The organism is Pseudomonas sp. SDO5215_S409 (assembly GCF_054071325.1).
Genome location: NZ_JBSVWN010000002.1, coordinates 70,411 through 85,447, shown reverse-complemented (window position 1 = coordinate 85,447; position 15,037 = coordinate 70,411). Strand labels below are relative to the sequence as shown.

Here is a 15,037-nt window from a genome sequence, read left to right as displayed (position 1 = left end):
AATTTCGCAACGTTCATAGTCAGACCGCTACCAAAACAATGGCGCCGATCACCAGCACGGCACCCGCCGCCATGGAGGCTGCGTACCAACGCAATTGGCCTGTCTCGCTGCGGCTCATGGCGTTATGACCGCCTTTGGCTGCACGCGGGATCAAACCGATGGTCTGGTCGAGCGGGTCTTTGCGCAGTACATGGCTGATCGCAAGGTAAGGCTTGACGAACAGTTTGTCGTAGATCCAGTCGAAGCCCCACGCCGCGAACCACCAGGCCGACAGGAAGCGGCCGATGCCGCTGTTGGCGATGGCGCTGACGAAGCGGCGCTTGCCCAGGAACAGCAGCGCGGCCAGCAGGATACCGGCCAGGGCGATAGCGCCCGAGGCGATCTCCAGGCTGTGCTTGGCTTCGCCGCCGGCATGGCCGACGCTTTGTGGCAGTACACCGTGTAGTGGCGGCGTGATCAGGGCGCCGACGAAGGTCGACAGAATGATCAGCACCGACAACGGCAGCCAGTGGGAAATGCCGTGGCCTGCGTGTGCTTCGGTCTTGGCTTCACCGTGGAAGGTGATGAAGATCAGGCGGAAGGTGTACAGCGAGGTCATGAACGCGCCGACCAGGCCTGCATACAGCAGACCCTGGCTACCGCTGGCAAAGGCTTCCCAGAGGATTTCGTCCTTGGAGTAGAAACCGGCGGTCACCAGCGGCAGGGCGGCCAGGGCGGCACCGCCGACGATGAAGCTTGCGTAGGCCAACGGCAGTTTCTTCCACAGGCCGCCCATCTTGAAGATGTTCTGCTCGTGGTGGCAGGCAACGATCACCGCACCGGAGGCAAGGAACAGCAGGGCCTTGAAGAAGGCGTGGGTCATCAGGTGGAAAATCGCCGCGTCCCAGGCACCCACGCCCAGGGCCAGGAACATGTAGCCGATCTGGCTCATGGTGGAGTAGGCGAGGATACGCTTGATGTCGGTCTGCACCAGTGCGGCAAAACCTGCCAGCACCAGCGTCACGCCACCCACCAGGCCAACCAGGTGCAGGATCTCCGGCGCCAGGGTGAACAGGCCGTGGGTACGTGCGATCAGGTAGACACCGGCGGTTACCATCGTGGCGGCGTGGATCAGTGCCGAAACAGGGGTAGGACCAGCCATCGCGTCCGCCAGCCAGGTTTGCAGCGGCAGTTGCGCAGATTTACCGACGGCGCCGCCCAGCAGCATCAGGGTCGCGAGGGTGATCCAGAAGTCGCCGACCTGGAACTTTTGCGGTGCCAGCACCAGCAGTTCCTGGATGTTCAGCGTGCCCACTTGTTGGAACAGGATGAACAGGCCGATGGCCATGAACACGTCGCCGATCCGGGTCACGATGAACGCCTTGAGTGCGGCGTTCCCGTTGTTGCGGTTGCTGTAGTAGAAACCGATCAACAGGTACGAGCACAGGCCCACGCCTTCCCAGCCGAAGTACAGGAACAACAGGTTATCGCCCAGTACCAAAAACAGCATGCTGGCGATAAACAGGTTGGTGTACGAGAAGAAGCGCGAGTAGCCCGCTTCACCGCGCATGTACCAGGAGGCGAACAGGTGGATCAAGAAGCCTACGCCCACCACCACGCCCAGCATGGTGATCGACAGGCCGTCGATGTAGAGGGCGAAGTCCGGCTTGAAGCCTTCCACCGCCATCCATTTCCACAAGACCAGGGTGTAGTGGCCGCCTTCTGGCGGCGCCACGTTGAATTGCCAGATGACGTAGGCGGCGACGATCGCCGACAGGCCAATGGACCCCACGCCCACCAGGGCCGAGAGGTTTTCTGACCAGCGCCCGCGAGAGAACGACAGCAGCAGGAAACCGATCAGGGGAAATACGAAAGTCAGAAAGATCATGTTCATCCGCGCATCTCACTGGCAGCGTCGATATCAAGCGTGTGGAAGCGACGATACAGTTGCAGCAGGATCGCCAGGCCGATACTGGCCTCGGCGGCTGCCAGGCTGATCACCAGGATGAACATGACTTGTCCATCCGGCTGCGCCCAACGACTGCCCGCCACGATGAATGCCAGTGCCGCAGCGTTCATCATGATTTCCAGGCTCATCAACACGAACAGAATGTTACGGCGGACCATCAGGCCGACCAGGCCAAGGCAGAACAGGATGCCGGCGACCGCCAGACCATGCTCCAAAGGGATAGCAGGCATCGTCATTGCTCCTTGGCTTCGTTGCGGCCCAAGTGGAAGGCGGTGACGGCTGCGGCAAGCAGCAGCATCGACGCCAGTTCGACCACCAGCAGGTACGGGCCGAACAGGCTGACGCCCACGGCCTTGGCATCTACGGTGGTGTGGCCGATGGCCTGGCCGCTCTGGTGAGCGAACAAGACATACAGCAGTTCAGCCAGCAGCAAGGCGGCCAGTACCACCGGGCCGAGCCAGATGCCGGGCTTGAGCCAGACGCGTTCCTGGGCGACCGAAGCCGGCCCCAGGTTGAGCATCATCACCACAAACACGAACAGCACCATGATGGCGCCGGCATAGGCGATCACTTCCAGCACACCGGCGAACGGTGCGCCGAGGCTGAAGAACGTCATGGCCACGGCGATCAACGAAATGATCAGGTAGAGCAGGGCGTGCACAGGATTGGTGTTGGTGATCACGCGAAGCGTGGACACCACTGCAATACCGGACGCGAAATAGAAAGCGAATTCCATCTTTCTTCCTTAAGGCAGCAAGCTCTTCACGTTGATCGGCTCGGCTTCGTTTTGTGCGGCGCCCTTGGGCTTACCGGCAACGGCCATACCTGCAACACGATAGAAGTTGTAATCAGGGTTTTTACCGGGACCAGAGATCAGCAGATCTTCTTTCTCGTACACCAGGTCCTGACGTTTGAACTCGGCCATTTCGAAATCCGGTGTCAGCTGGATCGCGGTGGTCGGGCAAGCTTCCTCGCAGAGGCCGCAGAAAATGCAACGCGAGAAGTTGATGCGGAAGAAGTCCGGGTACCAGCGACCGTCTTCGGTTTCAGCTTTCTGCAGGGAGATGCAGCCCACCGGGCACGCCACGGCGCACAGGTTGCAGGCCACGCAGCGCTCCTCGCCATCGGGGTCGCGGGTCAGCACAATGCGGCCGCGATAGCGCGGCGGCAGGTACACCGCTTCTTCCGGGTATTGCAGGGTGTCGCGTTTGCGAAAGCCGTGACCGAACACCATCACCAGGCTTCGCAGTTGGGTACCAGTACCCTTAACGATGTCGCCAATATATTTGAACATGGGTCAAATCCTCACTGAACCGCGCCCGCTGGCGTGTGCATCAGCACCACGGCAGCAGTCACCAGCAAATTGATCAGGGTCAGCGGCAGGCAGAATCTCCAGCTGAAATCCATCACCTGGTCATACCGTGGACGCGGGATGGAAGCGCGCAGCAGGATGAACAGCATGATGAAGAACGCGGTCTTCAAGAAGAACCAGAAGAAAGCCAACTGCGGCAGGATGCCGAACGGACCGTGCCAGCCGCCAAAGAACAGCGTGACCAGCAGGGCCGAGATCAAGATGATGCCGATGTACTCGCCAACGAAGAACATGCCCCATTTCATGCCGGCGTATTCAATGTGGTAACCGTCGGCCAGTTCCTGTTCCGCTTCCGGCTGGTCGAACGGGTGACGGTGAGTCACGGCGACGCCTGCGATGAAGAAGGTGCAGAAACCAAAGAACTGCGGAAGGATGAACCACCAGTTCTGTGCCTGGTACTCAACGATGTCGCGCATGTTGAACGAGCCAACCTGCACCACGATGCCCATCAGCGCCAGGCCCATGAACACTTCGTAGGACACGGTTTGGGCCGAAGCCCGCAAGCTGCCCAGCAGGGCGAACTTGTTGTTGCTCGACCAACCGGCGAACAGCACCGCGTAGACCGACAGGCCCGCCATGGCAAAGAAGAACAGCAGGCCGATGTTCAGGTCCGCCACGCCCCAGGTCGGGGTGATCGGGATGATCGCGAAGGCGATCAGCAAGGCGCTCATGGCCACGACCGGTGCCAGGGTGAAGATCACCTTGTCGGCAAAGGGCGGTGTCCAGTCTTCCTTGAAGAACATTTTGAGCATGTCGGCAGCGATCTGGAACATGCCGAACGGGCCGACGCGGTTCGGACCGTAACGGTCCTGCCACCAGCCCAGCAGGCGACGTTCCACAAAGGAGAGCAGGGCACCGGCGACCACCACGGCCAGCAGCACCACGATCGCCTTGAGGACCGCAATGATCACGTCGATCACTTCAGGGGTGAACCAGGTCATTGCGCTGCCTCCTGCAGACCGTCAACGGTTTTGCCAAAGATGGCAGGCGGAATGCCAGCGATGCCTTTAGGCAAGGCCACCAGGCCGGCGCCCAGTTCTTCGTTGATGCGCAGCGGCAAGCGCAGGGTCTGGCCCGCGACGTTCAGGCTGAGCAGGGCACCGTCGTTGACGCCCAGGCGATCGGCTTCGGACTTGGCCAGGGACACGTAGGCCTCTGGAATGCGCCCTTGCACCGGCGCGGCCTTGGACGAGTTCTCTTCGCTGCCGAACAGGTGGAAGAACGGCACGACCTGCCAGGTGCCCTGGGCCGGGTTGAACGGCCGGGTGGCGGCCGGGAACCAGTTCAGCGCATCACCGGTGCTTTCGATCAGGCGGGTGCCTGGGTCGCCAGCGCGCAGGTGACCACCGACTTCGTCCTGGAACTTGTTCCAGGCCTGCGGCGAGTTCCAGCCCGGCGACCAGGCGAACGGCACTTGTTGGCGCGGCTCGGCGGAGCCCGAGTAACCTTCCATGGAGAAGGCAAACGCGGTGTCCGGGTCTTGCGGGGTACGCGGTTCGTGCACGCTGATGTTGGCGCGCATGGCCGTACGACCGGAGTAACGCAGCGGCTCGCGCGCCAGTTTCATGCCCTTGATGCGGAACGCGGCAGACGGCGCCGCGTCGACGATGCCCGCCAGTTGCGCGGTGCTCGAGGCAACGGCAGAGGTGACGTGGTCGAGTTGGGTCCAGTCGATCGGTTGGTTCAGCAAGGTTGCGCGCAGGGCATGCAGCCAGCGCCAGCCTTCGTGAACCAGGATGCTGGCGTCCATGTACTTGGGATCGAACACTTGGAAGAAGCGCTGGGCGCGGCCTTCCTGGCTCACCAACGTACCGTCGCCTTCAGCGAAGCTGGCAGCGGGCAGGACCAGGTCGGCACGATCGCTGGTGGCGGTCTTCTGGTGGTCGGCCACGATCAGCACTTTGGCTGCGTTCAGCGCGGCGTCCACCTTGGCGGCGTCGGTGCGGGTGAACAGGTCGTTTTCCAGTACCACGATGGCGTCGGCTTTACCGTCGATCACGCTTTGCAGCGCCGCATCGACCGATTCACCACCGAGCATGGCCAGGCCGAGGCTGTTGGCCTCTGGCACGACCAGGCTGATTGAACCGTTCTTGTCGCGCAGCTTCAGGGCCTTGGCGATGTTGGCGGCGGCTTCGATCAGGGCCTTGGAACCCAGCGAGGTCCCGGCAATGATCAAGGGACGCTTGGCGGCCAGCAGGGCCTCGGCGATGCGCTTGGCCAGTTCCAGGGCTTCGGCGTCCAGGCCTTCGACGGCAGGGGCGCTGGCGTCCAGGGCGTGGGCCACGGCGAAACCGATGCGAGCCAGGTCGTCGGGGGCTGCGTGCACGCACTCTTCGGCGATGTCGTCCAGCTTGGTTTCTGCCAGGCTTGCGATAAACAGCGGGTTCAGCGCGTGCTGGCCGATGTTTTTCACGGCCGCGTCGAGCCAAGGCTGAACGCGCATGGCTTCGGCCATGTCTTCGGCCTTGCCCTTGACCGACTGGCGCAGGGCCAGGGCTACGCGGGCAGCGGTTTGGGTCAGGTCTTCACCAAGCACGAAGATGGCGTCGTGGTCTTCGATGTCGCGCATGTTCGGCACGGGCAGCGGGCTGTCGTTGAGCACTTGCAGCACCAGGCGGATGCGCTCCAGCTCACCGGCCTCGATACCCGAGTAGAAGTGCTCGGCACCCACCAGCTCGCGCAACGCGTAGTTGCTCTCAAGGCTTGCGCGGGGCGAACCGATACCCACGATGTTGCGCCCGCGCAGTAGCTCGGCGGCCTTGTCCAGTGCGTCGTCCAGGCTCAGCTTGGCGCCGTTGGCCAGCAATGGCTGGCGTGGGCGGTCTTCGCGGTTGACGTAGCCATAGCCGAAACGGCCACGGTCGCACAGGAAGTACTGGTTCACGGAACCGTTGAAGCGGTTTTCGATACGGCGCAGTTCGCCATAACGTTCGCCCGGCGAGATGTTGCAACCGCTGGAGCAGCCATGGCAGATGCTCGGGGCGAACTGCATGTCCCACTTGCGGTTGTAGCGCTCGGAGTGCGTCTTGTCGGTGAACACACCGGTCGGGCAGACCTCGGTGAGGTTGCCGGAGAACTCGCTTTCCAGCACGCCGTCTTCGATGCGACCGAAGTACACGTTGTCGTGGGCGCCGTACACGCCCAGGTCGGTGCCGCCCGCGTAGTCCTTGTAGAAACGCACGCAACGGTAGCAGGCGATGCAGCGGTTCATTTCGTGGGAAATGAACGGGCCGAGGTCCTGGTTCTGGTGGGTGCGTTTGGTGAAGCGATAACGGCGCTCGTTGTGGCCGGTCATCACGGTCATGTCTTGCAGGTGGCAGTGACCGCCTTCCTCACACACCGGGCAGTCGTGTGGGTGGTTGGTCATCAGCCATTCCACAACGCTTGCGCGAAAGGCCTTGGACTCTTCATCGTCGATGGAGATCCAGGTGTTGTCGGTGGCAGGCGTCATGCAGGACATGACGATACGACCCCGGGTGTCGTTCTCGTCGGTGTACTGCTTGACCGCGCACTGGCGACAGGCACCGACGCTACCTAAAGCGGGGTGCCAGCAGAAATACGGGATGTCGAGGCCTAGCGACAGACAAGCCTGTAACAGGTTGTCCGCCCCGTCGACTTCGAGCGCTTTGCCGTCTACGTGGATAGTGGCCATGGTTCAAAGTTCTTCGTTGGCCCGGTGTCAGCGGGCGTGGCTAATGGAATCTTGTTATTCATGTGCATCAACACAGCCTTGAAGGCGCCATCACATGACAAAGCGAAGGGGGTGCCCCTCCGCTTTTTTAAGCGTTACGCGCCGACTACGATCGGCCTTGCCAGAGGCGGGACGGCGGCGCTGGTGGGCGCGATGCCGGCTTCGAACTCCGAGCGGAAGTATTTGATTGCGCTGCCCAATGGCTCTACGGCGCCCGGTGCGTGAGCACAGAAGGTCTTGCCCGGGCCCAGGAAACCGACCAGACCCAGCAGGGTTTCGATATCACCCTCGCGGCCTTCGCCTTTTTCCAGGGACATCAAGAGCTTCACGCTCCACGGCAAACCGTCGCGGCATGGGGTGCAGAAGCCGCAGGATTCGCGGGCAAAGAACTGCTCCATGTTGCGCAGCAGCGACACCATGTTGACGGTGTTGTCCACCGCCATGGCCAGGCCGGTGCCCATGCGGGTGCCGACTTTGCCGATGCCACCGGCGTACATTTGGGCGTCCAGGTGCTCGGGCAGCAGGAACCCGGTGCCAGCACCACCCGGCTGCCAGGCTTTCAAGGTGTAGCCGTCGCGCATGCCACCGGCGTAGTCCTCGAACAGCTCGCGTGCGGTCACGCCGAAGGGCAGCTCCCACAGGCCAGGGTTCTTGACCTTGCCGGAGAAGCCCATGAGCTTGGTGCCCATGTCTTCGCTGCCTTCGCGGGCCAGGGATTTGTACCAGTCCACGCCGTCGGCGATGATCGCCGGCACGTTGCACAGGGTTTCGACGTTGTTCACGCAAGTCGGCTTGCCCCACACGCCCACGGCGGCAGGGAAGGGCGGCTTGGAGCGCGGGTTGGCGCGGCGGCCTTCGAGGGAGTTGATCAGGGCGGTTTCTTCACCGCAGATATAACGCCCGGCACCGGTGTGCACGAACAGTTCGAAGTCAAACCCCGAACCCAGGATGTTCTTGCCCAGCAGGCCCGCAGCCTTGGCTTCTTGCACCGCACGGTTCAGGTGCTTGGCGGCGGTGGTGTATTCGCCGCGCAGGAAGATGTAGCCCCGGTAGGTTTTCAGCGCACGGGCGCTGATCAGCATGCCTTCGATCAACAGATGGGGCAGTTGCTCCATCAGCATGCGGTCTTTCCAGGTGTTGGGCTCCATTTCGTCCGCGTTGCACAGCAGGTAGCGGATGTTGATGGATTCGTCCTTTGGCATCAGGCCCCACTTCACACCCGTGGGGAAGCCTGCACCGCCGCGGCCTTTGAGGCCTGCGTCTTTCACGGTCTGGACGATGTCGTCCTGGGCCATGTCGGCAAAGGCTTTGCGCGCTGCCGCGTAGCCGTTCTTGGCCTGGTACTCGTCGAGCCACACAGGCTCGGCGTCGTCGCGCAGGCGCCAGGTCAGCGGATGAGTCTCGGGCGACCGCTGGATGCGGTTGGCCGGGCCGAAAGAGGTCAGGGTCATGGGTAGCCCTCGAGCAATTGGGTGACGCCCGCAGGCTGGACGTCGCCGAATGTGTCGTCGTCGATCATCAACGCCGGCGCCTTGTCGCAGTTGCCCAGGCAGCACACCGGCAGCAGCGTGAAACGCCCGTCTGCGGTGGTCTGGCCCAGGCCGATGCCGAGCTTGTTCTGGATCTCGCTGACCACGGACTCGTGGCCACCGATGTAGCAGACCATGCTGTCGCACACGCGGATGATGTGGCGGCCGACCGGCTGGCGGAAGATCTGGCTGTAGAACGTGGCCACACCTTCAACGTCGCTGGCCGGGATGCCGAGCAGTTCGCCGATGGCGTACACGGCGCCATCCGGCACCCAGCCACGTGCCTTTTGCACGATCTTCAAGGCTTCGATCGACGCCGCGCGCGGGTCTTCGTAGTGATGCATCTCGTGCTCGATGGCCGAGCGCTCGGCTTCACTCAAGGTGAAGCGGTCTGTCTGGATAAGCGTGCTGTTCATGCTTAGCGGTCCACGTCGGCCATAACGAAATCGATACTCCCCAGGTACGCAATCAAGTCCGCGACCATTTCGCCTTTGATCACCGAAGGGATCTGTTGCAGGTGCGGGAAGCTTGGGGTGCGAATCCGGGTGCGGTAGCTCATGGTGCCGCCGTCGCTCGTCAGGTAATAACTGTTGATGCCCTTGGTCGCTTCAATCATCTGGAAGGATTCGTTGGCCGGCATGACCGGGCCCCACGAAACCTGCAGGAAGTGGGTGATCAAGGTTTCGATGTGCTGCAGCGTGCGCTCTTTAGGCGGCGGCGTGGTCAGCGGGTGATCCGCCTTGTACGGGCCTTCCGGCATGTTGCGCATGCACTGGTCGATGATCTTGATGCTCTGGCGCATCTCTTCGACGCGCACCATGCAACGGTCGTAGGCGTCGCCGTTCGCCGCCAGCGGGACTTCGAACTCGAAGTTCTCGTAGCCGGAGTAAGGGCGGGCTTTGCGCAGGTCGAAGTCGCAGCCGGTCGAGCGCAGGCCTGCACCGGTGACGCCCCATTCCAGGGCCTCTTTGGTGTTGTAGGCGGCAACGCCGATGGTACGGCCTTTGAGGATGCTGTTTTGCAGGGCGGCCTTGGTGTACTCGTCCAGACGCTTGGGCATCCATTCGACGAATTCCTTGACCAGCTTTTCCCAGCCGCGTGGCAGGTCGTGGGCGACGCCGCCGATGCGATACCAGGCCGGGTGCAGGCGGAAACCGGTGATGGCTTCGATGACCTTGTAGGCGCGCTGACGGTCGGTGAAGGTAAAGAACACCGGGGTCATGGCGCCCACGTCCTGGATGTACGTCCCCAGGAACAGCAGGTGGCTGGTGATGCGGAAGAACTCGGCCATCATGATGCGGATGGTGTCGACCTTCTGCGGAACCTGGATGCCGGCCAGCTTCTCGACCGAGAGCACGTACGGCAGGTTGTTCATCACGCCGCCGAGGTAGTCGATACGGTCGGTGTAGGGGATGTAGCTGTGCCAGGACTGGCGCTCGCCCATCTTCTCGGCGCCGCGGTGGTGGTAGCCGATGTCCGGCACGCAGTCGACGATTTCTTCGCCGTCCAGTTGCAGGATGATACGGAAGGCACCGTGGGCCGAAGGGTGGTTAGGGCCCAGGTTGAGGAACATGTAGTCCTCGTTCGCGCCGGAGCGCTTCATGCCCCAGTCTTCCGGACGGAAACGCGCGGCTTCCTCTTCCAGTTGCTGTTTGGCCAGGCTCAGGCTGAACGGGTCGAATTCGGTGGCGCGGGCAGGGAAGTCCTTGCGCAGCGGGTGACCTTCCCAGGTCGGCGGCATCATGATGCGCGACAGATGCGGGTGGCCCGGGAAGTCGATACCGAACATGTCCCAGACTTCACGCTCGTACCAGTTGGCATTAGGCCAGATGCTGGTCACGGACGGCACGCTCAGGTCGCCTTCGGACAGCGCGACCTTGATCATCACGTCACTGTTACGTTCGATCGACATCAGGTGGTAGAACACGGTGAAGTCGACGCCGCTCGGCAGCCCTTGACGCTTGGTGCGCAGACGCTCGTCCACGCCATGCAGGTCATAGAGCATGACGTACGGCTTGGGCAGGTTGCGCAGGAAGGTCAGGACTTCGACGAGCTTGGCACGCGACACCCACAGCACCGGCATGCCGGTGCGGGTGGCCTGTGCGGTGAAGGCATCAGGGCCAAAACGGTTATTGAGTTCGACGACCACATCCTGGTCGTCTGCCTTATAAGGCGGGATGTACAGAGCACTGCCTGTAGTCATGGTCTTTTTATCGCTTTGGGTCAACGTAAAGAATGAAGCCAGGTTTTCGTTCTAATAGAACAAGCGGTCTGGATCAGACTTCGTCGGGGCTGCGCAGGTTGGTTACCTGAATACGCTGTTCACGGCGCGTTTCCTTTTGTGACGGCATCTCGGCGCGGTACACGCCTTGATCTCCGACAACCCAGGAAAGTGGGCGACGCTCCTTGCCGATCGATTCTTGCAGCAGCATCAAGCCTTGCAGGAACGCTTCAGGGCGAGGCGGGCAGCCAGGCACGTAGACGTCAACGGGCAGGAACTTGTCCACCCCTTGAACAACGGAGTAGATGTCGTACATGCCACCGGAGTTGGCGCACGAACCCATGGAAATCACCCACTTCGGTTCGAGCATTTGCTCGTACAGACGCTGGATGATGGGGGCCATTTTCACAAAGCACGTACCGGCGATGACCATGAAGTCTGCCTGGCGCGGTGATGCCCGGATAACTTCGGCGCCAAAGCGCGCGATGTCGTGGGGCGCCGTGAAGGCAGTGGTCATTTCCACGTAGCAGCAGGACAGGCCGAAGTTGTACGGCCACAGGGAGTTTTTACGCCCCCAGTTGACCGCGCCGCTCAGCACGTCTTCCAGCTTGCCCATGAAGATGTTTTTGTGGACTTGGTCTTCTAACGGATCGGCAACGGTTTCCCGTTGGCCGATGGGGTACTGCTCGTTAGGAGCATCCGGGTCGATCCTGGTGAGATTGTATTGCATCGCCAAAGCCTCATTGTTTCAGCTTCGCTTGCCGCTTGCGACGAGCTTCCGGAGCCCAGTCAAGGGCGCCCACTCGAAATAGGTAGACAAGGCCTGCCAACAGAATTGCTATGAAAACGAGGGCTTCGACGAATCCGGTCCAGCCGCTTTCGCGGACGGACACAGACCAGGCAAAGAGAAAAAGGGCTTCGATATCGAAGATCACGAAGAGCATCGCGACCAGATAGAATTTGGCAGAGAGCCGCAAGCGGGCGCCACCTGTGGGTAGCATGCCGGACTCGAACGGTTCGTTTTTGCTGCGGCCCCAGGCTTTTGACCCGAGGAGGCTGGAGACACCGAGCATGAAGGCGCAGAGGCCGCCAACACCGAGAAGGAAAATGGCAAAGCCCCAGTTGTGGGCCATGAGTCCTGTCGCTTCGGTCATGCTGGGAATCCTTAACAGAGAGCAAATGTCTCTGAGCTTGAAAAAGTAACGATGCAGTGACGATATGTCGCAGCGCAATCAATCGCGGTGATTTTATGGCTAAACACCGGGCAAGTAAAATTCCGAGAGTGAAATTATTCGCTGGAATAAGCACTTGTTGGCGTCCTGAGCGGCTGCAGCCCTTGTGCGGCGGGCATTAGCCGGGTTTTAGCGAATTATGTTTTGTTTAGCGTGTAACGAAGTTTTCATGCTCCAAATGATAATAGTTATTGTTTGCGGGTGATCTAAGCAGAGCGCCGCGGTGCAGCAGGGCAAGTTGTTGTTACTTGCTCCTATTTACGCAAGTTGTTGAGTGGGATCTTTTAACCGAGTTGGCGCGGGAAAGTACCGCTCTGGATCAATGTTTTTGCAGTCGACCGGGCGTTTTCTGACGGGCAAAAAACGCCCCGAACAGGTCGGGGCGTCAAAGCGTGCGGCAGTGCGGTGAGTGCTTCCCTGGGCCCGCAATGGCCGGTTATTGGGTGCTTAGTGGAACTGTTCTTCTTCGGTGGAGCCGGTCAGTGCGGTCACGGACGAGCTGCCGCCCTGGATCACGGTGGTCATGTCATCGAAGTAACCCGTGCCCACTTCCTGCTGGTGCGCCACAAAGGTGTAGCCTTTGGCCGCATCGGCGAACTCCTGTTCCTGCAGCTTCACGTAGGCGGTCATGTCATTGCGGGCGTAGTCGTGCGCCAGGTTGAACATGCTGTGCCACATATTGTGGATGCCCGCCAGGGTGATGAACTGGTGCTTGTAGCCCATGGCCGACAGCTCGCGCTGGAATTTGGCGATGGTCGCGTCGTCCAGGTTCTTCTTCCAGTTAAAGGAAGGCGAGCAGTTGTAGGACAGCAGTTGGTCCGGGTATTCCTTCTTGATCGCCTCGGCAAAGCGACGGGCTTCGTCCAGGTCTGGCTTGGCGGTTTCACACCAGATCAGGTCGGCATACGGCGCGTAGGCCAGGCCGCGGGCGATGGCCTGGTCGAGGCCTGCGCGCACTTTATAGAAGCCTTCCTGGGTGCGCTCGCCGGTGACGAACGGTTGGTCGTACGGGTCGCAGTCCGAGGTCAAAAGGTCGGCTGCGTTGGCGTCGGTGCGGGCCAGGATGATGGTCGGCGTGCCCGCAACGTCAGCGGCCAGGCGGGCAGCGGTCAGCTTTTGGACGGCTTCCTGGGTCGGCACCAGTACTTTGCCGCCCATGTGGCCGCATTTTTTCACCGAAGCCAATTGGTCTTCGAAGTGCACACCGGCAGCGCCCGCCTCGATCATGCTCTTCATCAGCTCATAGGCGTTCAACACGCCGCCGAAACCGGCTTCGGCGTCGGCCACGATCGGGGCGAAGTAGTCGATGTAGTCTTTGTCGCCCGGGTTCTTGCCGGCTTTCCACTGGATCTGGTCGGCCCGGCGGAACGCGTTGTTGATGCGCTTGACCACGGTAGGCACGGAGTCCACCGGGTACAGCGACTGGTCGGGGTACATGGACTCGGCGGAGTTGTTGTCCGCCGCCACTTGCCAGCCGGACAGGTAGATGGCCTGGATACCGGCTTTTACCTGTTGCACGGCCTGGCCCCCGGTGAGGGCGCCCATGCAGTTGACGAAATCTTTGTCGGGACGAAAGGACGGCTTGGCACCCTGAGTCACCAGGTTCCACAGCTTCTCGGCGCCCATTTTTGCAAAAGTGTGCTCAGGTTGAACCGAGCCACGCAGGCGGACGACGTCAGCAGCGGAGTAAGTGCGTGTCACGCCTTTCCAGCGCGGGTTTTCAGCCCAGTCTTTTTCAAGGGCTGCAATTTGCTGTTCGCGTGTCAGTGCCATGGAGATAAACCTCGTCGCGTCTTGGGTGGAAAATTCCGTTTGCCAACCACGTATTCGGGCGTGGGTATGGCGGCTCGCTGACCAGAAGCGTAGGCGGTCAAGTCGGGTTCGGCGCAGGCGGCGACGGGATGAACGATGGGCTCGAGGGGGAGACGAGCAGGTAAGGGCGTGCTGCAAACGGTCTTCGGGCGTCGTGGGCCTTGAGCGCGCAAGTCAGTGTTGCCGGGTTACCTGGTTAGCTTCCGTCCCTCGGGACAACTTCGTTCCAGTCGCAACCTCGTCAAGCACGCCTTGTGGGCGGTACAGACACGGATCGGCTCGGTGGGGTGGCCTTGAGCGCGATCCGAAGGCCCTTGCCAGGGCCCCTGATTAGCGGGAGCGAGGCCATCATGCCCATGCTTTTTTGGGGCGTCAAATGATTTGTAGTGCTTTTTTATGGTCACTACATCTTTGGTCTAATACGACTTGTCAGTCAGTTTTTGGTGCTTTAGTTCAGGGTGTCGACTTTCACCCGTACCGTCAGGTCATCGCGCCCTTGGGTAGAGTAGCTGCGGGTTCCAGCCTGTTTGTCGGCTTGGGTCTGGCCGTTGACGCCCGCGAGGGTGATCCACTCACCCAGTTGCCCGCTGACCGTTGTGTCGGTGCTTTGCACATTCACTACATCGGGACGTTCCTGGCTCATGCGGTCACGATTGGTACTGATGCTCAGGTGAACGGTTTCGCCGGTGACGCTGGCGGTGACATAGAACCCCTGCGTGACGTTGCGATATTGCGTCTGATTTTGCAGGCGGCCGTAGCTGTCCTGCTGAGTGGTGGTCAAAGGTACGCTTTGCCCCACCTGAATCAGCGCCGGCACGCCCTCGCTGGCCTGGATCTGCTGGATGCCATCGTCGCGGCTTTCGGTGCCGTAGCTGATGATGCGCGTCTGGCTGTCGCCGCTGCTCTGCTGATTGCTTTCATTGGTGTCGACGGTGATCAGCAAGCGCTTGGCGGGTGTGTCCAGTTGTGAGAGCAGGGCGCGCAAGCCCTGGATCTTGTCCGGCTCGGCGTTGACGATCAGTTGGTTGCCATAGGCGCTGACCGTGCCGTCCTTGCCGAGGAAGTGTTGCGCGACGGGCAGCAGGTCGGTGCTGGTGCGGTTGTTCAGGGGCAGGACTTCGGTGGCGGCCAACACCTGGAAGCTGGTTGCCAGGAGCAGGGTGGTGAGCAGGGTGCGTAGGGACATGTCCGTTATCTCTGCGGAAGGAAAAAAGTCGACGGGGCCAAGATAG

13 protein-coding genes are annotated in these 15,037 nt (G+C 61.2%); all 13 read right to left on the bottom strand.

The features are described from left to right. Positions 1–19 precede the first annotated feature (19 nt). The 13 genes from nuoL to ACW9H9_RS01185 all read right to left on the bottom strand — a co-directional run bounded on the left by nuoL (position 20) and on the right by ACW9H9_RS01185 (position 14,991). Positions 20–1,873, bottom strand: coding sequence for an NADH-quinone oxidoreductase subunit L (nuoL, locus tag ACW9H9_RS01245; protein ID WP_457341187.1), 1,854 nt, complete (start codon positions 1,871–1,873; stop codon positions 20–22). Beyond that, a complete protein-coding gene (gene nuoK, locus ACW9H9_RS01240; protein ID WP_457341186.1) occupies positions 1,870–2,178 on the bottom strand; it encodes an NADH-quinone oxidoreductase subunit NuoK in 309 nt (102 codons plus the stop codon). The genes nuoL and nuoK overlap by 4 nt, the downstream gene beginning before the upstream one ends. 2 nt (positions 2,179–2,180) lie before the next feature. After that, positions 2,181–2,684, bottom strand: a complete 504-nt coding sequence (nuoJ, locus tag ACW9H9_RS01235) for an NADH-quinone oxidoreductase subunit J (protein WP_457341185.1) — start codon at positions 2,682–2,684, stop codon at positions 2,181–2,183. Positions 2,685–2,693: 9 nt separating this feature from the next. Further along, on the bottom strand, positions 2,694–3,242 hold the full coding sequence (gene nuoI / locus ACW9H9_RS01230; RefSeq protein WP_003174725.1) for an NADH-quinone oxidoreductase subunit NuoI: 549 nt from the start codon (positions 3,240–3,242) through the stop codon (positions 2,694–2,696). An 11-nt stretch (positions 3,243–3,253) separates the two neighbouring features. Beyond that, positions 3,254–4,261, bottom strand: coding sequence for an NADH-quinone oxidoreductase subunit NuoH (gene nuoH / locus ACW9H9_RS01225; RefSeq protein ID WP_457341184.1), 1,008 nt, complete (start codon positions 4,259–4,261; stop codon positions 3,254–3,256). Further along, positions 4,258–6,972 (bottom strand): NADH-quinone oxidoreductase subunit NuoG, encoded by a 2,715-nt coding sequence (nuoG, locus tag ACW9H9_RS01220; protein ID WP_457341183.1) that lies wholly within the window; start codon positions 6,970–6,972, stop codon positions 4,258–4,260. Before nuoG ends, nuoH begins: the two co-directional genes overlap by 4 nt. Before the next feature lie 134 nt (positions 6,973–7,106). After that, positions 7,107–8,462, bottom strand: coding sequence for an NADH-quinone oxidoreductase subunit NuoF (nuoF, locus tag ACW9H9_RS01215; RefSeq protein WP_457341182.1), 1,356 nt, complete (start codon positions 8,460–8,462; stop codon positions 7,107–7,109). Then, positions 8,459–8,956: an NADH-quinone oxidoreductase subunit NuoE gene (gene nuoE, locus ACW9H9_RS01210; protein WP_457341181.1), complete on the bottom strand. Its 498-nt coding sequence runs from the start codon at positions 8,954–8,956 to the stop codon at positions 8,459–8,461. The genes nuoF and nuoE overlap by 4 nt, the downstream gene beginning before the upstream one ends. Before the next feature lie 2 nt (positions 8,957–8,958). Further along, positions 8,959–10,743, bottom strand: coding sequence for an NADH-quinone oxidoreductase subunit C/D (gene nuoC, locus ACW9H9_RS01205; RefSeq protein ID WP_457341180.1), 1,785 nt, complete (start codon positions 10,741–10,743; stop codon positions 8,959–8,961). A gap of 73 nt (positions 10,744–10,816) precedes the next feature. Then, entirely contained in the window at positions 10,817–11,491 is a 675-nt protein-coding gene (locus ACW9H9_RS01200) for a NuoB/complex I 20 kDa subunit family protein (protein ID WP_457341179.1), read from the bottom strand. A 10-nt stretch (positions 11,492–11,501) separates the two neighbouring features. Next, entirely contained in the window at positions 11,502–11,915 is a 414-nt protein-coding gene (locus tag ACW9H9_RS01195) for an NADH-quinone oxidoreductase subunit A (RefSeq protein ID WP_457341178.1), read from the bottom strand. Between the two features lie 525 nt (positions 11,916–12,440). Further along, entirely contained in the window at positions 12,441–13,766 is a 1,326-nt protein-coding gene (gene aceA, locus ACW9H9_RS01190; RefSeq protein WP_457341177.1) for an isocitrate lyase, read from the bottom strand. Between the two features lie 487 nt (positions 13,767–14,253). Then, entirely contained in the window at positions 14,254–14,991 is a 738-nt protein-coding gene (locus ACW9H9_RS01185; RefSeq protein ID WP_457341176.1) for a secretin N-terminal domain-containing protein, read from the bottom strand. Between the last annotated feature and the right edge of the window lie 46 nt (positions 14,992–15,037).

Bases quoted from the DNA above. Each gene is read 5' to 3' on its own strand.
- aceA (WP_457341177.1), bottom strand. From the start codon at position 13,766: ATGGCACTGACACGCGAACAGCAAATTGCAGCCCTTGAAAAAGACTGG.
- nuoH (WP_457341184.1), bottom strand. From the start codon at position 4,261: ATGACCTGGTTCACCCCTGAAGTGATCGACGTGATCATTGCGGTCCTC.
- nuoJ (WP_457341185.1), bottom strand. From the start codon at position 2,684: ATGGAATTCGCTTTCTATTTCGCGTCCGGTATTGCAGTGGTGTCCACG.
- nuoK (WP_457341186.1), bottom strand. From the start codon at position 2,178: ATGCCTGCTATCCCTTTGGAGCATGGTCTGGCGGTCGCCGGCATCCTG.
- nuoE (WP_457341181.1), bottom strand. From the start codon at position 8,956: ATGAACAGCACGCTTATCCAGACAGACCGCTTCACCTTGAGTGAAGCC.
- ACW9H9_RS01195 (WP_457341178.1), bottom strand. From the start codon at position 11,915: ATGACCGAAGCGACAGGACTCATGGCCCACAACTGGGGCTTTGCCATT.
- nuoL (WP_457341187.1), bottom strand. From the start codon at position 1,873: ATGAACATGATCTTTCTGACTTTCGTATTTCCCCTGATCGGTTTCCTG.
- nuoI (WP_003174725.1), bottom strand. From the start codon at position 3,242: ATGTTCAAATATATTGGCGACATCGTTAAGGGTACTGGTACCCAACTG.
- ACW9H9_RS01185 (WP_457341176.1), bottom strand. From the start codon at position 14,991: ATGTCCCTACGCACCCTGCTCACCACCCTGCTCCTGGCAACCAGCTTC.
- nuoC (WP_457341180.1), bottom strand. From the start codon at position 10,743: ATGACTACAGGCAGTGCTCTGTACATCCCGCCTTATAAGGCAGACGAC.
- nuoF (WP_457341182.1), bottom strand. From the start codon at position 8,462: ATGACCCTGACCTCTTTCGGCCCGGCCAACCGCATCCAGCGGTCGCCC.
- ACW9H9_RS01200 (WP_457341179.1), bottom strand. From the start codon at position 11,491: ATGCAATACAATCTCACCAGGATCGACCCGGATGCTCCTAACGAGCAG.
- nuoG (WP_457341183.1), bottom strand. From the start codon at position 6,972: ATGGCCACTATCCACGTAGACGGCAAAGCGCTCGAAGTCGACGGGGCG.